At 66.2% G+C, this 19,095-nt stretch carries 20 protein-coding genes; 10 read left to right on the top strand and 10 right to left on the bottom strand.

The annotated features are described in order from the left end of the window. Positions 1 to 20 precede the first annotated feature (20 nt). On the top strand, positions 21 to 995 hold the full coding sequence (locus AC3WLC_RS13695) for a Bug family tripartite tricarboxylate transporter substrate binding protein (protein WP_493684444.1): 975 nt from the start codon (positions 21 to 23) through the stop codon (positions 993 to 995). Positions 996 to 998: 3 nt separating this feature from the next. Here AC3WLC_RS13695 and acuI read toward each other — a convergent pair whose 3' ends face one another. Continuing rightward, positions 999 to 1,985, bottom strand: coding sequence for an acrylyl-CoA reductase (NADPH) (acuI, locus tag AC3WLC_RS13690; protein ID WP_493684443.1), 987 nt, complete (start codon positions 1,983 to 1,985; stop codon positions 999 to 1,001). Between the two features lie 194 nt (positions 1,986 to 2,179). Between acuI and AC3WLC_RS13685 the strand changes: the two genes are divergently transcribed. Continuing rightward, positions 2,180 to 2,431, top strand: a complete 252-nt coding sequence (locus AC3WLC_RS13685) for a type II toxin-antitoxin system prevent-host-death family antitoxin (RefSeq protein ID WP_493684442.1) — start codon at positions 2,180 to 2,182, stop codon at positions 2,429 to 2,431. Then, on the top strand, positions 2,428 to 2,844 hold the full coding sequence (locus tag AC3WLC_RS13680) for a hypothetical protein (RefSeq protein WP_493684441.1): 417 nt from the start codon (positions 2,428 to 2,430) through the stop codon (positions 2,842 to 2,844). Before AC3WLC_RS13685 ends, AC3WLC_RS13680 begins: the two co-directional genes overlap by 4 nt. A 29-nt stretch (positions 2,845 to 2,873) precedes the next feature. On the opposite strand, the gene AC3WLC_RS13675 is transcribed toward AC3WLC_RS13680, so the two are convergent. After that, positions 2,874 to 4,109: an MFS transporter gene (locus tag AC3WLC_RS13675; RefSeq protein WP_493684440.1), complete on the bottom strand. Its 1,236-nt coding sequence runs from the start codon at positions 4,107 to 4,109 to the stop codon at positions 2,874 to 2,876. A gap of 248 nt (positions 4,110 to 4,357) precedes the next feature. On the opposite strand from AC3WLC_RS13675, the gene AC3WLC_RS13670 reads away from it, so the two are divergent. Continuing rightward, positions 4,358 to 4,708: a VOC family protein gene (locus AC3WLC_RS13670; protein ID WP_493684439.1), complete on the top strand. Its 351-nt coding sequence runs from the start codon at positions 4,358 to 4,360 to the stop codon at positions 4,706 to 4,708. Between the two features lie 69 nt (positions 4,709 to 4,777). After that, on the top strand, positions 4,778 to 4,912 hold the full coding sequence (locus tag AC3WLC_RS13665) for a hypothetical protein (RefSeq protein ID WP_326873459.1): 135 nt from the start codon (positions 4,778 to 4,780) through the stop codon (positions 4,910 to 4,912). A gap of 45 nt (positions 4,913 to 4,957) precedes the next feature. Here AC3WLC_RS13665 and AC3WLC_RS13660 read toward each other — a convergent pair whose 3' ends face one another. From AC3WLC_RS13660 to AC3WLC_RS13635, 6 genes are all read right to left on the bottom strand, one after another. Beyond that, the gene (locus AC3WLC_RS13660; protein WP_493684438.1) at positions 4,958 to 5,875 is read right to left on the bottom strand and encodes a dihydrodipicolinate synthase family protein; all 918 of its coding nucleotides are present in this window, start codon (positions 5,873 to 5,875) and stop codon (positions 4,958 to 4,960) included. 40 nt (positions 5,876 to 5,915) lie between these two features. Then, positions 5,916 to 6,449 (bottom strand): O-acetyl-ADP-ribose deacetylase, encoded by a 534-nt coding sequence (locus tag AC3WLC_RS13655; RefSeq protein WP_493684437.1) that lies wholly within the window; start codon positions 6,447 to 6,449, stop codon positions 5,916 to 5,918. Positions 6,450 to 6,524: 75 nt separating this feature from the next. Then, a complete protein-coding gene (locus AC3WLC_RS13650) occupies positions 6,525 to 8,042 on the bottom strand; it encodes a tripartite tricarboxylate transporter permease (protein WP_493684436.1) in 1,518 nt (505 codons plus the stop codon). 22 nt (positions 8,043 to 8,064) lie between these two features. Continuing rightward, positions 8,065 to 8,553, bottom strand: a complete 489-nt coding sequence (locus AC3WLC_RS13645; RefSeq protein WP_493684435.1) for a tripartite tricarboxylate transporter TctB family protein — start codon at positions 8,551 to 8,553, stop codon at positions 8,065 to 8,067. A gap of 92 nt (positions 8,554 to 8,645) precedes the next feature. Then, complete coding sequence (locus AC3WLC_RS13640; protein WP_493684434.1) at positions 8,646 to 9,641, bottom strand: tripartite tricarboxylate transporter substrate binding protein; 996 nt, start codon at positions 9,639 to 9,641, stop codon at positions 8,646 to 8,648. 62 nt (positions 9,642 to 9,703) lie between these two features. Further along, complete coding sequence (locus AC3WLC_RS13635; protein WP_493684433.1) at positions 9,704 to 10,732, bottom strand: 4-hydroxythreonine-4-phosphate dehydrogenase PdxA; 1,029 nt, start codon at positions 10,730 to 10,732, stop codon at positions 9,704 to 9,706. A gap of 242 nt (positions 10,733 to 10,974) precedes the next feature. Between AC3WLC_RS13635 and AC3WLC_RS13630 the strand changes: the two genes are divergently transcribed. The 3 genes from AC3WLC_RS13630 (at position 10,975) to AC3WLC_RS13620 (ending at position 15,174) form a co-directional block, all read left to right on the top strand. Continuing rightward, complete coding sequence (locus AC3WLC_RS13630) at positions 10,975 to 11,661, top strand: GntR family transcriptional regulator (RefSeq protein WP_493684432.1); 687 nt, start codon at positions 10,975 to 10,977, stop codon at positions 11,659 to 11,661. A gap of 214 nt (positions 11,662 to 11,875) precedes the next feature. After that, positions 11,876 to 13,561: an aspartate-alanine antiporter gene (gene aspT / locus AC3WLC_RS13625; protein WP_493684431.1), complete on the top strand. Its 1,686-nt coding sequence runs from the start codon at positions 11,876 to 11,878 to the stop codon at positions 13,559 to 13,561. 17 nt (positions 13,562 to 13,578) lie between these two features. Continuing rightward, entirely contained in the window at positions 13,579 to 15,174 is a 1,596-nt protein-coding gene (locus AC3WLC_RS13620; RefSeq protein ID WP_493684430.1) for a bifunctional aspartate transaminase/aspartate 4-decarboxylase, read from the top strand. A gap of 130 nt (positions 15,175 to 15,304) precedes the next feature. Here the strand turns inward: AC3WLC_RS13620 and AC3WLC_RS13615 are convergent, their stop codons facing one another. Beyond that, positions 15,305 to 16,537, bottom strand: a complete 1,233-nt coding sequence (locus AC3WLC_RS13615) for an HlyD family secretion protein (protein ID WP_493684429.1) — start codon at positions 16,535 to 16,537, stop codon at positions 15,305 to 15,307. Positions 16,538 to 16,549: 12 nt separating this feature from the next. Further along, a complete protein-coding gene (locus AC3WLC_RS13610; RefSeq protein ID WP_493684428.1) occupies positions 16,550 to 17,005 on the bottom strand; it encodes a hypothetical protein in 456 nt (151 codons plus the stop codon). Between the two features lie 152 nt (positions 17,006 to 17,157). On the opposite strand from AC3WLC_RS13610, the gene AC3WLC_RS13605 reads away from it, so the two are divergent. Together AC3WLC_RS13605 and AC3WLC_RS13600 are read left to right on the top strand one after the other, a co-directional pair. Next, complete coding sequence (locus tag AC3WLC_RS13605) at positions 17,158 to 18,072, top strand: LysR family transcriptional regulator (protein WP_493684427.1); 915 nt, start codon at positions 17,158 to 17,160, stop codon at positions 18,070 to 18,072. 117 nt (positions 18,073 to 18,189) lie between these two features. Continuing rightward, positions 18,190 to 19,065, top strand: a complete 876-nt coding sequence (locus tag AC3WLC_RS13600) for a shikimate dehydrogenase (RefSeq protein ID WP_493684426.1) — start codon at positions 18,190 to 18,192, stop codon at positions 19,063 to 19,065. The last annotated feature ends 30 nt before the right edge of the window (positions 19,066 to 19,095 follow it).

The raw sequence follows: 19,095 nt of genomic DNA, 5'->3' as shown, positions 1-19,095 counted from the left end.
CGCGACAGAGGGAGGACATCATGAAGCCGTTCAAGGCAGCGTTCGCCGCCATCGCCCTGCTCGCATCCAGCGTCGCGGCCGCCGCGCAGGCGCCCTACCCGAACGCCCCGGTCAGGATCATCGTGCCCTTCGCCGCCGGCGGCGCGTCCGATCTCGTCGCGCGCACCGTCGCCGAGCGCCTGCAGGCGTTGTGGGGACAGGGCGTGGTGATCGAGAACATCGGCGGCGGCGGCAGCAATATCGGCGTCGCCGCGCTCGCCCGCGCCAAGCCGGACGGCTACACGCTCGGCCTGATCAACGCCAGCAGCCATGGCATGAACAAATGGCTCTACAAGGAGAAGCTGGCCTATGACCCGCTGCGCGATTTCGCGCCGGTCAGCCAGCTCGCGATCACGCCGAACGTCCTCGTGGTCAATCCGGAGAAGGTGCCGGCCAAGACCGTGCCGGAATTCATCGCGCTGCTGAAGCAGAAGCCGAACGCGCTGAACTTCGGCTCCTCCGGCATCGGCACCTCGCTGCATGTCGGCATGGAGCTGTTCCAGCAGACGACCGGCACCAAGCTCACCCATGTCCCCTATCGTGGCTCCGGCCCGATGATGGTCGACCTGCTCAGCGGCCAGCTCGACGTCGCGCTCGATGGCGCCGCCGTGGCCTGGCCCTATGTCGAGGCTGGCAAGCTCAGGGCGCTTGCGACCTCGATCCCGCAGCGCGCGAGCTTCATGCCGGACCTGCCGGCGCTGAGCGAGTTCCTGCCCGGCTTCGACGTCACCGCCTGGCATGGCCTCGCCGCCCCCGCCGGCACGCCGAAGGAGATCGTCGAGAAGGTCTCGCGCGATGTGCGCGGCATCCTCGAGACACCGGAGATCCGCGAGCGGCTGGCAGCGCAGAAGATCATCGCGCTCGGCATGACACCGGACGCCTTCCGCGCCTTCATCGAGGCCGAAATCAAGAAATGGGAGCCGGTCGTCGAGAAGGCGCAGATCCGGATCGAGTAACCCTCAACCGATCTCGATGACCACCCGGCCGCGCACCTTGCCGTCGAGCAGAGCGCGGCCGGTCTCGACCACATCCTCCAGCGGGATCGTCGTGGTCATCGCCGCCAGCCTGTCGCGATCGAGATCGCGGGCGAGGCGGGCCCAGGCTTCGAGCCGGCGCGGCTTCGGGCACATCACCGAATCGATGCCGAGCAGCGCCACGCCGCGCAGGATGAAGGGCGCGACCGAGGCCGGCAGGTCCATGCCCTGCGCCAGCCCGCAGGCGGCGACCGCCCCGCCATACTTCGTCATCGACAGGACATTGGCTAGCGTGTGCGAGCCGACCGCGTCGACGCCGGCGATCCAGCGCTCCTTGCCCAGTGGGCGCCCCGGACCGGAGAGCTCATTGCGGTCGATGATCTCGGCCGCGCCGAGGCCCTTGAGATAATCCGCCTCCTCGGGCCGACCGGTCGAGGCGATGACATGCCAGCCGGCCTTGGCGAGCAGCGCCGTCGCGACCGAGCCGACGCCGCCCGCGGCACCAGTGACGACGACCGGGCCATCGGCAGGCTTCACGCCGTAACGCTCCAGCGCCAGCAGGCTGAGCATGGCGGTATAACCGGCAGTGCCGATCGCCATCGCTTCGGCGGGGGTCATGCCCTCGGGCAGCGGCACCAGCCAGTCGCCCTTGACCCGGCTCTTCTGGGCATAGGCGCCCAGATGCGTCTCGCCCGTACCCCAGCCATTGAGGATGACGAGGTCGCCCGGCTTGAACTCGGGATGGTCGGAGGTCTCGACCCGGCCGGCGAAATCGATGCCCGGGATCATCGGCCAGCGCCGCACCACCGGGGCGCGGCCGGTGATGGCGAGCCCGTCCTTGTAGTTCAGCGTCGAATGGGTGACGCGGACCGTGACGTCGCCTTCCATCAGGTCGGCCTCGGCGAAATCGCCGAAGGCGACTCTGGTGCCGGCTTCGCCCTTGCTGGCGATGAGGGCCTTGAAGGTCGACATGAACTCACTCCCGGGAAGCTATTTGACTTTCCCTAGGAGTGGCGCGCCCGGCCGCCGCCTGCAAGCGGCAAGCCTCCGGCAATTCGCCAAGCCGGGATGCGGCATTGTCCCAGCTTCCGCCAGCGGCTCACTTGTCGATCAGCTTTATCTAGAATATATGAATATTCTAGAATTTATGAGATTTGGAGCGAGCTATGCGCAAGTTCAGCACGGTCGAGCTGACGCAGCAGATCGGCACGGTGACCCATGCCGCCAGCCGGGAGCCCGTCACCATCACGCAGCACCGCAAGCCCCGCTTCGTGCTGATGAGCATCGAGGACTACGAGCGCCTGCGCGCCCGAAGCGATACGCGGACGACAGGAACCCTCGACACCATGCCGAACGAGCTGTTCGAGGAGATCAGGACCGAACTCTCCCGCTACGAACAGGACGGTGAGCAGTGGTGAGCTTCGCGGACATCCAGTCCGGCTCCGTCATCCGCTTCCCCTATCTCTGGTCGCGGGAGGCGCTGCGCGGCGAAACCGAAGGCCGCAAGCAGCGACCGACAGCGGTCGGCTTTCGCCTCCAGCGCCCCAAGGGCGAGGATCTGCTCGTCCTCTTCCCGATCACGTCGCAGCCGCCCGGACCGGAGCGCTTCGCCGTCGAGATACCCGATATGGAAAAGCGCCGGGCCGGCCTCGACGCTGCGCTGCGCCTCTGGATCACGCTCGACGACTACAACACCGACATCATCGGCCAGTCGTTCTATCTGGAGCCGGAGCCACCGATCGGGCGCTTCAGTCGGGCCTTCTTCCTGCCGCTCATGCAGGAATTCGTCCGTCGCCGCTCGAAAGCGCACGGCGTCGACCGCCGGCGCTGAGCGAGTGGGCAGCGCCGAAGCGCTTTTGGTCAGGCCGGCTGCGCCGCGGTGCGCGCGACCGGTTTCTCGACGATCGGCAGGTTGATCAGCGCCGAGGCGACGCCGAGCGCGACCGAGAGCCACCAGACGATGTTATAGGAGCCGAACTGCTCGTAGAGGATGCCGCCGAGCAGCACGCCGAGGAAGCCCCCGACCTGGTGCGAGAAGAAGGCGAAGCCGTAGAGCATCGCCATGTATTTGGTGCCGAACATCAGCATGACCAGCGCCGAGGTCGGCGGCACCGTCGAGAGCCAGAATACGCCGATGACGATGCCGAAGGCGATCGCGGTCGTCGGGCTCGGCGGCAGCAGGATGAAGGCGGCGATGGCGATGGCGCGGCCGAGATAGATCCAGGCGAGCAGATGGCGCTTGGGCATGCGGGCCGTCAGCCAGCCCGAGCCGAGCGAGCCGACCGCATTGGCGAGGCCGATCGCCGCCAGCGTCCAGCCGCCGACCCAGGCCGGCAGGCCGGTATCCTTGAGATAGGCCGGCATGTGCACGGTGATGAAGGCGAGCTGGAAGCCGCAAGTGAAGAAGCCGAGCACCAGCAGGACATAGGAGCGGTGCTTGAACGCCTCGGCCAGCGCCTGCGCGATACTCTGGTTCGGCGCCGCGACCACACCGGGCGCAGCCGCCGGCTGCTTCGCGCCACGGGTCGCCAGCATCACCGAGAGCGGGATCACCGGCAGCAAGGTGAAGGCGAAGACGATCAGCGCCTGCTGCCAGCCCAGCGTCTCGATCAGGATGTTACCGATCGGCGGGAACAGGAACTGGCCGAAGGAGCCGGCCGCGGTGCCGGCGCCGAAGGCGAGCGGACGCCACTGCTCGGGCAGGAGCTTGCCGAAGGCGGCGAGGATCAGGTTGAAGGAACAGGCCGAGAGCCCGAAGCCGATCAGCACGCCGGCGCCGAGATGCAGCTGCATCGGCGTCGAGGCATAAGACATCATCACCAGGCCGGCGGCATAGAGCAGCGCGCCGACGCACAGCACCTTGACCATGCCGAACCGGTCGGCGAGCGCACCGGCGAAGGGTGCGCCCAGGCCCCAGAGCAGGTTCTGGATCGCCAGCGCCAGGCTGAAGGTGTCGCGCCCCCAGCCGAACTGGGAGATCATCGGAAGCTGGAACAGGCCGGCGCTGGCGCGCGGGCCGAAACTGATCAGCGCGATCAGACAGCCGGCAGCGACGATGATCTCCGGCGCGTAGCCGCGCCTGGCGGTTGCGGTCATGACGGGCTCCGGAGCGGGAATCGTGTGTCTGCACGATAGGGCGTGCAGGCCGCGCATGCCAACGCGTTTCCGTTACGTTGCACATCACAGGATTGCATGGGGATTCGCGCCCTGGACACTGCGAAGAAGTGAAAAATCCGGTTGGCCACACTACACGATGCGTCCTCGGCCGCTGCTGCCAGGAGCCGACAGCGCCGGCGCGATGATGCCGAGTAAAATCAGATCGAAAGAGCGCAAGGAGACTGCCCGTGCCATCGAGTAATGACCGCCGCATCGACTATGTCGAATTCGTCGTCGCCGACATCCCGCGCGCCCGCACCTTCTACGAGAAGGCCTTCGGCTGGACGATGACGGACTACGGCCCGGAATACTGCGCCTTCGCCGACGGCCGGCTGGAGGGCGGCTTCACCACGATCGGCACGCTGAGGCCCGGCGGCCCGCTGGTGGTCCTCTATGCCGACGACCTCGCGGCCGTGCAGGCGAGCGTCGAGGCCGCAGGCGGCCGGATCGTCAAGCCGGCCTTCGATTTCCCCGGCGGCCGGCGCTTCCACTTCGCCGACCCGGACGGCTATGAGCTGGCAGTCTGGACGAAGGGCTGACCTGCAGAATTCGCCGGCAAACAGCGCATTTTCATGCTAGGATCGCCTCCGCAATCGTGGAGGCGTCTTATGCGTGCCGTCATGGAGTTGCTTGCCGCCTACAGTTCCTGGCTGTCCCGGATGCTTCTGGTGACGCCGGAGTTCATCACCAAGGATCGCAGAGGCAACCTGCCGCCGCCCTCCGGCGGCATCGGCGCCTATTGACGATCGCTGCCCGCTTTTGACGGCGGGCAGCAGGACCAAGCTGGGCTACTTGCCCCAGCGCAGGGCGAGCGGATCGAGTTCGCGCGCGAGCTCGAGCAAACCTTCGCGCGTCTGCGGATGCAGCGGTGTCAGCGGGTGACGGACGGCATCCGACTTGATCACGCCGCCCGCCTTCATCACCGCCTTGGCCGAGCGCAGGCCGCATTGGCGGTTCTCATAGTTGATGATGGGGAGAACGCGGGCATAGAGCGCCGCCGCCTGCTTGCGGTCGCCCGCGGCATGGGCGACGAGGATCGGCTTGATCAGGTCGGGGATCATCGCCGAGGTCATGGTGCCGGTGGCGCCGGCGTCGAGATCGGCCATTAGCGTGATCGCCTCTTCGCCATCGAACGGGCCGACGATCGCATCGCCGCCTGCTTCGATCAGCGAACGCAGCTTGCCCGCCGTGCCCGGCACCTCGATCTTGAAGTAGCGGACCAGCGGCACCTGCTTGTTGAGACGCACCATGAACGGCACCGTCATGGTCACGCCGGAGAGCGGCGCATCCTGCAGGATGATCGGGATGCCGCAGGCGTCGGCGACGATCTTGAAGTGCTCGATCATCCCCTGCTCGTCGGCCTTGAGCAGCGCGCCGTGATAGGGCGGCATCATCATCAGCATCTTGGCGCCGGCATCTGCCGCCGCCTTGGCGCGCTGCGCCGCGATGCGGGTCGAGAAGTGCGAGGTGGTGACGCAGACCGGCACCCGGCCGGCGACCTGCTCGATCGAGAGCCGCATGACCTCGTCGCGCTCGGCGTCGGTCAGGAGGAACTGCTCGGAGAAATTGGCGAGGATGCAGATGCCGTCGACGCCCTGGTCGACCATCAGGTCCATCACCCGGCGATTGCCGTCATGGTCGAGGTCGCCATTCTCGTGAAAGATCGTCGGCGCGATCGGGATGATGCCCTTATAGGGTTCGCTCATGGCAAGGCCTCGGTTGTTCGTTGATGGAGACGGGTGAAATTCATTGCGCCTGCGGCTCGCCAGCTTCCGAAAGCTCGCGCCGATAGATTGCGAGGTCCTCGGGCGAGAAGCAGCAGAAGGTGATCTCGTCGAAATCGGGCTTCGCCTTCAGGGCGGCCGCCACCGTCGCCACGGCGATCTTTGCGGCGGCGGCGATCGGATAGCCGTAGATGCCGGTGCTGATGCTCGGAAAGGCGATAGTTCGCGCGCCTGCCCCGGCGGCAACCGCCAGGGAACGGCGATAGCAGGAGGCGAGCAGCTCCGCCTCGCCTTTGCCGCCGCCCTGCCAGACCGGCCCGACCGTGTGGATAACAAAGCGTGCCGGTAATCGATAACCTCTGGTGAGTTTGGCATCGCCGGTCTTGCAGCCATGCAGATTGCGGCATTCCAACACCAACTCGGGACCGGCCGCGCGGTGAATCGCACCGTCCACCCCTCCGCCACCGAGAAGCGAGGTGTTCGCGGCATTGACGATGGCGTCGACGGCAAGCGTGGTAATGTTGGCCTGGATGGCGCGCAGTCTCGATCCTGTCATCGGCGATCCGCCCTCGGCTCGGTTCTGGACGGATCACCATAGCGTCGGCATCCAGGCTCCGGCAGTGCGTCTGGTTCAGGCCTTGGCCGCCCGGGCGGTCACCAGCTTGCGGATGCCGCGCCGCGTCGAGCCGATCAGCGGGAAGAGCAGCAGTGCCAGGCCGATCGCCATCAGGCTCGCCACCAGGGCGTTCGACCAGAAGATCGAGAGCGAGCCCTGGCTGAAGATCATCGACTGGCGGAAAGCGTCCTCCGCCTTGTCGCCGATGACCATGGCCAGCACGAGCGGCGCGATCGGGTAGTCGAGCTTCTTGAAGAGATAGCCGACGATGCCGAAGGCGAGCGCCAGCCAGATGTCGAACTCCTTGTTGGCGACGGTATAGGCGCCGATGAAGCAGACCACGACGATCGCCGGCCCGATGATCGAGAACGGGATGCGCAGGATCGAGGCGAAGAGCGGCACGGTCGCGAGCACGACGATGACCGCGACGACGTTGCCGAGATACATCGAGGCGATCAGGCCCCAGACGAAATCGGGCCGCTCGACGAAAAGCATCGGGCCGGGGTTGAGGCCCCAGATCATCAGCCCGCCCATCATCACGGCGGCGGTCGCCGAGCCGGGAATGCCGAGCGCCAGCATCGGCAGCATCGCCGAGGAGCCGGCAGCATGGTCGGCCGTCTCAGGCGAGATCACGCCCTCGGGCTCGCCCTTGCCGAATTTATCGGGATTGCGCGAGGAGCGCTTGGCCATGGCGTAGCTCATGAAGGAAGCCGCGGTCGGGCCGCCCGGGGTGATGCCCATCCAGATGCCGATGATGCTGGAGCGCAGCAGCGCCAGCCAGTAGCGCGGGAGCTTCAGCGCCGTGGCGAGCACATCGCGCGGGCTGACCTTCGCCTTGACCCCGTCGAAGCGCAGGCCCTCCTCCATGGTCTGCAGGAGCTCGCCGAGGCCGAAGAGGCCGATCACCGCGATCAGGAAGCTGACACCGGCGAGCAGCACGTCGAACTCATAGGTCAGGCGGACATTGCCGGAGACCGAATCCATGCCGATCGAGGCGAAGGCGAAGCCCATCGCCATCGACACGATGGTCTTCAGCGGCGAGGCGCCGCCGAGGCCGACGAAGCTGGCGAAGGTCATGAAATAGACCGCGAAATACTCCGGCGACGAGAATTTCAGCGCAAAGCGCGCGACCCAGCCCGAGAGCAGCGTGATCAGGATGACGCCGGCCATGGCGCCGATGCCGGCGGAGAGGAAGGCGAAGGACAGCGCTTCGGTCGCCCTGCCCTGCTTGGCCATCGGATGGCCGTCGAAGGTGGTGGCGACCGAGGACGGCTCGCCCGGGATGTTGAACAGGATCGAGGTGGTCGAGCCGCCGAAGAGCGCGCCCCAATAGAGCGAGGTCAGCAGGATGATCGCCGAGACCGGGTCCATCGAGAAGGTCAGCGGCAGCATCAGCGAGACGCCGTTGGGCGCGCCCAGGCCCGGCAGGACGCCGACCAGGATGCCGAGCAGCACGCCGGCGAACATCAGCGCGACGTGATGGGCGGTCAGCGCGATCTGGAAGCCGTGGAGGAGCGAGGCGAAGTTTTCCATGGAAACCGTCCAACTCGCTGGTTCAGAGGCCGAGCATCGCCTCGACCGGCCCCTTGAGCAGGCCGACCTGGGCGAATTTCTCGAGGCCGAAATAGAAGAAGGCGGCGGTGCCGATCGCCGTCGCAAGCGAAGGCAGCCAGCCATAGCGGCCCTGGAAGCGCATCGCGAAGACGAGATAGAGCAGCATCGCGACATACATGCCGAGCGTGACGGTCAGGATGACGAAGGCAAGCATCGGCAGGAAGAAGGAGAGGACGCGCTTGCCCTGCTCCTTGTCGAGGAAGACCCCGGCCAGTGCCGCCGAGCCGCCCATGCGCCGGCCGATCGTGGTCACGATCGTGCCCGCGCTGGCGAGCGCGATCAGCAGGCCGCAATAGAACGGGAAGGCGCCGGGCTGGGGCCCGGACGAGTCCCAGCCGATGCCGAACTCGCGGGCGCCATTGACGATGATGAGGCCGAAGGCGAGCGTCGCCAGCGCTGTCGCGATCTCGGCCTGGAAACGGCTGATCATCGGCGCTCCTCCTGAATGTAAACGATGTTCTGAACGATCATCCCGGGCTGAGCTGCGCCCGCCCGGGATGATCTGATTTCGACCCATTCAGGTCAGTTGACGACCCAGCCTTCGCTCTTGAAGACCTTGGCGTTGGCGGCCTCGTCCTTGGCGACGAAGTCGGTGAGTTCCTTGCCCTTCATGAAGCGAGCGGTCTGGGCGGTGCGGGCGATGAACTCGGCCCATTCCGGGGTCTTGCTGACCTTCTCCATCACGTCGGCATAGAAGGCGACGGCGTCGGCCGGGACCTCGGCCGGCAGCCAGACGGTGCGCGGCATCTGGAAAGCCTCGAGCGGCAGGCCGGCCTCCTTGCAGGTCGGGATGTCGCCCCAGCCCTTGCCGTCATGGATCGGCTCGCTCTTGGCGAGGCGCACCGGCGAGAAGACGCAGAGCGGCTTCACCTGGCCGGCCTTCCACTGGCCGATATTCTCGTTGGGATTGTTGGTGTTGGAGTCGACATGGCCGCCGGCGAGCTGGGTCGCAGCCGCGCCGCCGCCCTGGAAGGGCACGTAGATCCACTTGGCGCCGGTCGCCTCCTGGATCATCGCGGTCAGCGTCTGGTCGGTGTCCTTGGACTGGCTGCCGGCCATCTTCAGGCTGCCGGGCTTGGCCTTGGCCGCCTCGACATAGGCCTTGGCGTCGTTGAAGGGAGCATCCCCTTTCACCCAGATCAGGAACTCGTCGAGCGCCAGCGAGGCGACCGGCGTCAGGTCGGAGAGCTTGTAGCCGAGCTTGGCGACATAGGGCAGCAGATAGGCGTTGTTGGTGCCGAAGACGACCTTGTGGGCGTCGCCCTTGGCGCCCTTGCCGTAGATATAGCCCTCGGCGCCGCTGCCGCCGCCCTTGTTGAGCACGACGACCGGCTGCTCGATCAGCTTGTGCTTGGTGATGATCGACTGGACGATACGGGCGAAGTTGTCGGTGCCGCCGCCGGGCCCCGAGGTCACGACGAACTCGATCGGCTTGGTCGGCTGCCAGGCGGCAGCCGGAACCACCGCTGCGATGACGGAAGCGAACGCGACACCGGCCGCGATGCAGAAACGTTTCATGCTGTCTCTCCCTGAATAGTCGTTGAAACGGAGCGGCTCTTCTCGGCCGCTGGGCTGGGCGTTCAGGCGGCCTTGCGCGCCGCCTTGCCCTCGCTCGCCATCTTGATCGCGAGCGACAATGCCGCGCGGGTGGCGCCGAGATTGGCGATGCCCTTGCCGGCGATCTCATAGGCAGTGCCATGAGCCGGGGTGCAGATCGGGAACGGGAAGCCGCCGATCAAGGTGACGCCGCGGTCGAAGCCCATCAGCTTCATCGCGATCTGACCCTGGTCATGATACATGGTCAGCACGGCATCGAAATCGCCGTTCTTGGCGCGCAGGAAGACGGTGTCGGACGGGAAAGGCCCTTCGACCACATAGCCCCTGGCCTTGGCCGTCTTCACCGCCGGCTCGATCGTCTCGATCTCGTCGCGGCCGAAATTGCCGCCATCGCCGGCATGCGGGTTGATGCCGGCGACCGCGATGCGCGGCGGGTTGAAGCCGGCGGCGCGCAGATTCTTCTCGGCCAGGTCGAGGGCGCGCAGGATGCGCTCCTGGGTGATGTTCTGGGCGACCTCGGAGAGCGGGATATGCGAGGTGACACGGGCGTTCCAGAGCTTCTCCAGCACGTTGAACTCGCTGGCCGGCCCCTCGAAGTCGATCGCGTCGCGCACGAAGCGAATCTCGTCGTCGTAGCCGGGATAGGCGAAGCGCATCGCCGCCTTGTTGAAGGGGGTGAAGAACACCGCATCGGCCTTGCCGGACGCAGCGAGCCGCAGCGCGCGGCGGAAGTTGTCGGTCGCGGCCTTGCCGCCAGCGAGGGTGGCCTTGCCGCGCTGGAGATCGGCCGGATCGTGGTTCTTGAGATCGACGAAGACCGGCTTGCCGGCATCGGCCGGCAGGGCGTCACCCTCGCCGACGACATGCAGGTCGGGGGTCAGGCCGGCATCGGCGGCGCCGAGCTGGAACAGGCGGTAGTCGCCGAAGACGACGTAGCGTGCGGCCTCGCTGAGATCGGGCTCGGCCAGGATGCGGGCGGTGAGTTCGGGGCTGATGCCGGAGGGGTCGCCCATCGCGACCGCGATCACCGGCAAGGAAGCGTTCGTGTCCATCTCGTCCTCCCGAGGCCGGCTTCGACCGGCTGCTTGGCTTTCGCCTATCATGGTGCAGACGACCAACGCAAGTATGCTGTATGCAGCATAACCAGATCGCACTACTCTACCGCGAATCCGGCGACGGCTTCGCCTGTCCACAGGCGAGGTTGCCTCCGGTCGGGAGGTCGCCGTCCGCGCCGGGCTGCTCGCGTTGACAGCGCGAAAGCGCCATGCCGTACAGAAGACAAAGGAGAGCCGCGATGACGAACGAGGCCGGCATGTCGAGCGAGGCGCAGGACCTCTATCCGCGCATCACGCGCCGCACTCTCCATGAGGAGGTACTGGAGCGGCTGCGCGATATGATCATCGAAGGCCGGCTGACGCCCGGCCAGCGCATCAACGAAGGCGCCGTCGGGGCGCAGCTCGGCGTCTCGCGCACTCCCCTGCGCGAGGCGATCAAGACGCTGGCGAGCGAGGGACTGGTCGAGATCCAGCCGGCCAAGGGCGCGATCGTGCGCAAGTTCTCGGCGCAGGACCTGCTGCAGATACTCGAAGTGCTGAAGACGCTCGAGCAGCTCGGCGGCCGGATGACCTGCGCGCAGGCGAGTGACGAGGCCATCGCCTCGATCAAGGCGCTGCACGACGAGATGATGGAGCTCTACCAGGCGCGCAATCGGCTCGACTATTTCAAGCTCAACCAGGCGATCCACAGCGCAATCGTCGCCGGCTCCGGCAACGACGTGCTGGTCGAGATGCACGGCACGCTCCAAGCCAGGATCAAGCGCCTGCGCTTTGTCGGCAATGAGGGCCCGGAGAAATGGGCCGGCGCCGTGGCAGAGCATGAGGAGATGATCGCGGCGTTGCTGAAGCGCGACGGCGAGGCGTTGGCGGCCATCATCGGCAAGCACATGGATTCGACGCTAGTGCGCGTGCGCGACGTGCTCTGAGCCGACACCTATTTTCGAGCCGCGAGATATATCGGAGGGCGTGGTCGCCGCTGCTGACGCGACGGCGGCTGCTCAGCCGGCGGATGAACGCGCTGGACACCGCGCGTGATGGTTGCTTAATATATTTGAGTTCAATCAGAACGGTTATCATTTAAGTCAATAACAGCAAGCAGACGAGTTGGTTTCCGAAGACTTCGATGTCGAGGGAGCGCCTATGTCCTGGCTGCACGCCTTGTTCGCCCAATCGCCCGAGATTGCCCTCTTCCTGTCGCTGGCCATCGGCTACTGGGTCGGCAAATTCCAGTTCGGGAAATTCCAGCTCGGTGGTGTCGCCGGCTCGCTTCTGGTGGCCGTGATCATCAGCCAGGTCGGCGTCTCCATCGACAACGGCATCAAGTCCGTCCTCTTCGCGCTGTTCATCTATGCAGTCGGCTATGAGAGCGGCCCGCAATTCTTCCGCTCGCTCGGCCGCCAATCGCTGCGCGAGATCGCGATGGCGACCGTGCTGGCGGTCAGTGGCCTCATCACCGTCGTGGTGTTGGCGCGCATGTTCGGCCTCGACAAGGGCCTCGCCGCCGGGATCGCGGCCGGCGGGCTGACCCAGTCGGCGATCATCGGCACGGCCGGCGCCGCGATCGGCAAGCTCGGCCTCGCCGCCGACGAGACCCAGCGCCTGCAGGCCAATGTCGCGATCGGCTATGCCGTCACCTACATCTTCGGATCGTTCGGCGCGATCATCGTCTGCGTCAACATCCTGCCCTGGTTCATGCGCCGGAGCATCCGTGACGATGCGATCAAGGCCGAGGCGGAGCTGCTCGTCGGAGCGCGCAGCTACGGCGTCGGCGAATATGCGGCGACGCCCGATCTGGTCGGGCGCATCTATCGCATCGATGCCGCCGCCGGTCGCAGCGTCGCCGAGATCGAGGGTGCCAGCGCCCAGCCGATCAGCATCGAGCGCATCAAGCGCGGCGGCACGCTGATTGGTACGGAGCCGTCGCTCAAGCTCCAGGCCGGCGACATCATCCTCCTGGTCGGGCGCCGCTCCGGCGTGGTCGGGCTGTCGCGGCAGCTCGGCCCGGAACTCGAATCCTCGGAAGGCATGGATGTCGTCGTCGTGACCCGCGACGTCGCGGTCACCGCCGCCGACTTCGTCAAGCGCACCGTCGCCGAGATCCGAGCCTCGACCGCGGCGGACCTGCGTCACGGCGTCTATGTGGTCGCGGTCAAGCGGGCCGGCACCGCATTGCCGCTCGAAGCCGGGACGGTGATTGAGCCGGGCGACGTCGCCACGCTCTACGGCACCGCCGAGGACGTGCAGCGCGTGGCGCGGCAGGTCGGCAGCATCATCATCCCGAGCGACAAGACCGATTTCGTCTTCCACGGTTTCGGCCTGGTCGTCGGCCTGCTGATCGGCCTTCTCGTGGTCCGGCTCGGCGACATCCCGCTGACCCTGGGCAGCGGCGGCGGCGCCCTGCTCTCGGGTCTGGCCTTCGGCTGGTATCGCAGCCGCAACATGACGCTCGGCAACCTGCCGACCGCCGCTTCGACACTGCTGCGCGATCTCGGCCTCGCCGGCTTCGTCGCCGTGGTCGGCCTGCAATCCGGGCTGCAGGCGGTCAGCACCATCGCCGACAAGGGCCTGTCGATCTTCCTGATCGGCGTCGTGGTGACGCTGCTGCCGCTGCTGATCACCATGGTCTTCGGCCGCTATGTCCTGCGCTACGACAACACCGCCATCTTCGCCGGCGCGCTGTCGGGCTCGCGCAGCGCCAACCCCGCCTTCGGCGAGATTCTCGACAAGGCCGGGAATTCGATCCCGACCACGCCCTTCGCCATCACCTACGCCCTCGCCAACGTCTTCCTGACCCTCCTCGGACCCCTCGTCGTCGCTTTCGCCTGAACCGATCGGAGTTTGCCATGGCCACCGATTACTCGAAATACGCCAAGCTCAGCCCGTTCGAACTCAAGGACGAACTGATCAAGCTGGCCGCCGGCAAGGCGAACCGTACGATGCTCAATGCTGGTCGCGGCAATCCGAATTTCCTGGCCACCCTGCCCCGCCGCGCCTTCTTCCGGCTCGGCCTGTTCGCCGTCGCGGAGGCAGAGCTCTCCTATTCCTACATGCAGAACGGCGTCGGCGGCCTGCCGAAGATCGAGGGCATCGAGGGCCGGTTCGAGCGCTTCACCGCCGAGCACCGCGACCAGCAGGGCGTCGTCTTCCTCGGCCGGGCCCTGAGCTATGTCCGCGACCAGCTCGGGCTCCCGGCCTCCGACTTCCTGCACGAGATGGTCGAGGGCATCCTCGGCAGCAATTATCCGGTGCCGCCGCGGATGCTCCGGATCAGCGAGGAGATCGTCAAGCAGTACATCGTCAAGGAGATGATCGGCGGCTTCCTGCCGGCCGGCAGCATCGACCTCTTCGCCGTCGAGGGCGGCACGGCGGCGATGGCCTATATCTTCAACACGATGAAGCAGAACGGCCTGCTGAAGCGCGGCGACAAGGTCGCGATCGGCCTGCCGGTGTTCACGCCCTATATCGAGATCCCCGAGCTCGAGGAGTACGGTCTCGTCGAAGTCGCGATCAACGCCGATCCGGCCAAGGGCTGGCAATTCCCGGACGAGGAACTCGACAAGCTCAAGGATCCGGCGATCAAGATCTTCTTCTGCGTCAACCCGAGCAATCCGCCCTCGGTCAAGATGGACGACCGCAGCCTTGATCGCGTCGCCGCGATCGTCAGGGAGCACCGACCGGATCTGTTCATCCTGACCGACGACGTCTACGGCACCTTCGCCGACGAGTTCCGCTCGCTGTTCGCGACCTGCCCGCAGAACACCATGCTGGTCTACTCGTTCTCGAAATATTTCGGAGCCACCGGCTGGCGCCTCGGCGTCATCGCCACGCACAAGCAGAACGTCTTCGACGGCGCGCTCGACGCTCTGCCCGAAAAGGCCAAGAAGGGGCTCGACCATCGCTATGGCTCGCTCCTGCCCGATGTGCGCTCGCTGCGCTTCATCGACCGCATCGTCGCCGACAGCCGGGCTGTGGCGCTCAACCACACCGCGGGCCTCTCGACGCCGCAGCAGGTCCAGATGGTGCTGTTCTCGCTGTTCGCGCTGATGGACGAGAACGACAGCTACAAGGCCGAGCTGAAGAAGCTTATCCGTCGGCGCGAGGCCGCGCTCTATCGCGAGCTCGGCATCGAGCAGGACAGCGACCCGAACGCGGTCGACTACTACACCCTGCTCGACCTCGAGGAGATCTCGCGCAAGCTCTATGGCGACGACTTCGCCAAATGGGTGCTGGAGCGCTCGGCCGCGGGCGACTTCCTGTTCCGCATCGCCGACGAGACCGGGATCGTGCTGCTGCCCGGCCGCGGCTTCGGCACGAAGCAGCCGGCAGGCCGCGCCTCGCTCGCCAATCTCAACGAGTACGAATACGCCAATATCGGCCGGGCCTTGCGCAGCATGGCCGACCAATTCTATGCCCAGTACAAGAAGAAAGGCCGGAAGTAAGGCGCTCCGCAGCGCCTCGCATCTGCATCGCACGACGACGATGGGAGAACGCCGGCGATCCCTCGGATCCCCGGCGGCGCGGCTGCCGTACCCGCCGTCATTGCCTTGGCGGGAAGCCCGCCCGCTGGCCTCAATGCCCGCTGAAGACCAGCGTCTGGATCGGCAGCACCAGCGCCTGGATGCGCAGCAGAAGCGCATGCACGAGTCCGGTCGCATCCACCGCATGCAAGGCGATGCGCCGCAACGTGCCAGTGTTCTTGTCGGCGATGATGTCGTGGTTGTTGCTGTAGGCGTTGGCGATGCAGCTCGACCCCGGCGTCACCCCGTCGAGCCCGCCCGGATAGAGCGGCTCCATATAGGTCAGGATCGTTCCCGGGCGCACCACTTGCTGCGCATCGATCAGCTGATCGCCGCTGCGGACCTGGCCGGCAGCGATGAAGTCCTGCACACCGGTCACCACCATGGGAATCACCGTCCAGGGCTTCGAGATGCAGGTGACTTCGGCGACCATGCCGACCTTCATGATCTGCGCCTCGATCTGCCCGAAGCCGGCCTGAAGCCGCCCGCGGCCAGCCTCTTCCGGGATGATTACGCCGGCGGGGCGCATGAATGGGTTGACGATGTCGCCGGGCCGCAGCGTGAACTGCTCGATATGTCCGTTGAAGCCGGCCCGCACCACGGTCTTGCTCAGCTCGACCTCGGCCTGCGCCAGCGCGGCCTCGGCGCTGGCGCGCTCGGCCGGAAGCAGGGTCGAGATCTTCGTCTGAGCCGCCGCCTGCGACGCAGTCGTGGCGGCAAGCGCCGCCTCGCGCCCGGCCGTGAGGTTCTCGAGCTTCTCGATCTCACGGGTCGCGACGATGTCGTCGTTGCGCCGGCGCAATTCGCGCTTGGTCTGCAGTTCGTCCAATGCCTGCTGCAGCGAGCTCTTGGCTTCCTGGATCTTGCCGTCGAAGGTCAGGATATCGGCCTTTGCGACCACCAGCTCGGCCTCGACCTCCGCGAGCTTGCGTCGCGCCGTCTCGACCGCCGCTCGCTGGCTGGTGCTGTCGAGCGTGAAGATCGGCGCGCCCTGTTCCACCTTCCCGCTCGTGCCGACATGCACCTGCGCGACCCGGCCGTTCGTCTCCGAGATGATGGGAACACTACGAAAGAACACGGTGGCATTGGTCGTCGAGGGGTGATTGTAGAAGATCACCGTGATCAGCCCGACCGTCAGCATCACGCAGGTGACGATGCCCCAGCGCAGTTCGAACCAGACCGAATAGAGCGTGATCTCCTTGCCCAGCCGCCTGCCTTGGCCGTAGCGGCGGTAGAGATAATCGGGGAAGATGGTGAAAAGCGCGCAGACGAGGAGTTCGAGCATCGCCTCGTCCCCTCAATGCTGGCCGGCCGGCACGGCGGCCGCGATCGGCTGAGGCGCTGGCTTGCCATCAGACGGGGCGATGCCGTGCTCGATATCGGACGCCGCGTCGCCGCCACGGCCGGGCGCGATGCCCGCGATCTTCTCGAGCGAGCCGGCCATGCGGCCGAAGAGACCGGTAAAGTCGGGAACGTCGATCAAAGCGAGCAGCAGGCCAATGACCCAGAAGAGATGTATATGCGTGAACAAGGCGAGCAGCCCGAGCACGGCGACAATCTCGAACTGCAGTTTGTGGGATTTGTGCGCCATGCGCTCCGGCAGCGTGTGCAGGCGGAGGAAAAGCAGGCCGACACCGAGCACGGCAGCAAGCAGAATGATCGCCGCGACCACCATCAGGGTGTCCGTGCCGCCCGGATCGGTTATGAACGACGGCAAATGATGTGGCGCCGCCGGGTGAACCTGTTCAGCCATTTGATCCCCCCGGATCGGTCGACGACGTAGAGGAAGGTGACGACCAAAACCTGGCGGAGTCAATCAGCCCCAACGGGCAATGCGTACCGTCTTGACAGGGCGGCGGCGCTCGCTTCCGTTGAGTGCAAGAAGCCGGCGAGGACACGCCCTCCATGCTCACCCTGCGCCAGATCGAGGTGATCCGGGCGATCATGATCACCGGCACGATCGCCGGCGCGGCGAAGCTCCTCAATGTCTCCGCCCCTGGCATCAGCCGGCTGATGAAGCACACCGAACGCTCGCTCCGGCTCAAGCTGTTCGAGCGCCGGCAGGGCCGCTATGTGCCGACGCCAGAAGCCAAGGACATCTTCGAGCAGATCAACGGCGTCTACCGCAAGGTCGACGACCTGCACTCGATGCTGGCGCGGATCGAGCGCGGCGGCGATGTCGAGTTCAAACTCGGCTCGGTGCCGAGCATCTGCCATGTCATGGTGCCGCGCGCGATCGAGCGCCTCAGGCGCAAGCATCCCGACCTGCGCATCGACATCAACATCCTGAAGATCGAGGAGGCGCTCGACTATCTCCTGCTCGGCAAGGGCGAGATCGTGGCGATGAGCTACAAGCTGGATCACCCCGGCCTCGACTTCACGCCTCTCGCCATGGGCGAGCTGCTCTGCATCGTCCCGCAGAACCATCCGCTCGCCGGCTACAGCAGCATCTCGGCCCGCGAGATCGTCCAGCACCAGCTGATCGGCATCGACCCGAACGACCCCTATGGCCGGATCATGAGCGAGATCTTCCAGCGCCAGGGCCTGCATTACGAGATGGCGATCAAGGCACGCTTTGGCACCACGGTCTGCTCGCTGGTGCGGGCCGGCCTAGGCATCGCCATCATCGACCAATTCACCGTCGCCCATGGCTCGATGCAGGGCATCGCCACGATCCCGATCGAAGAACCGACCCGCTTCCAGACCTATGTCGCGATGAAGAACGACAAGGCGCTCTCGCTTTATGCCGAGACTTTCGTGAAATTGCTGCGCGAGGAGATGAACGCGGTCGTTTCGCCGCGGCTAGCCGCCGAAAGATAACATCAAGTTAGGCGGCAGCGACGAATTGGTTATCGCGTTACGGCCTCAAATCGGTTTAGCTGCAGGCTCATGCGCAAGCCCGCCGAGACGGGCCGTGACGGGGATGGAATACCGACCATGGTCATCGCCAGGAAGAGCAAGCGGGTGCTGCTCGGGCTGATCGGCTTCCCGATCGCGCATTCGGCGACCCCGACGACACAGGAAGCCGCGGCACGTGCGGCCGGGATCGAGGCGCATTACCATCTGATCGAGACCGAGGGCGCCGGGCGCGACGACCTCGCCGCCATGCTCGACGGCATCCGCCGGCTCGGCTTCTCCGGCATCAACGTCACCTTCCCCTACAAGGAAGCGGTCGTGCCGCTGCTCGACGGACTGTCCGAGCAGGCTGCGGCCATGGGTGCGGTTAATACCATCGTCGTCGACGATGGCCGCCTGACCGGCCACAACACCGATGCCTCGGGCTTCGCCACCGCCTATCGCCGGCTCGGCCGGCAGGATGGCGACAAGCCGGTCGCGATCATCGGCACCGGCGGCGTCGGCAAGGCGATCGCCTTCGCGCTTGCCGATTGCGGCGTCACCCGCCTGCGGCTCTGCGATGTCGATCGAACCAGGGCCGAAGCGCTGGCCGGGCTTCTCGGCACGCGGGCGAACGTCGAGATCGCTGGCAGCGCCGAGGAGGCGGCCGAGGGCGCCGCCGGCATCGTCAACGGCACGCCGATCGGCATGCTGCCGGATCGCGGCATCCCGATCGAGCCCGGTGCGATCCAGGCCTCGCAATGGGTGGCGGACGCGGTCTATCACCCGCTCTGGACACCGCTGCTGAAAGCGGCGCAAAAGGCCGGCGCAACGGTGATGACCGGACGCGAGCTCTCGATTCACCAGGCGGTCGACGCCTTCCGGCTCTTCACCGGGCTGGAAGCGTCGGAAGCGGTAATCGGCGCCGCCTTCGACTCGGTGACCGCGTCGGGCGAGACAAGCGAGCACGCGGCCTGAGCAAGACGACCCGGGCATCACCGGGCGGGG

The organism is Allobosea sp. GW821-FHT03A12 (assembly GCF_058986765.1).
This window is presented reverse-complemented; position numbering and strand designations above follow the sequence as displayed.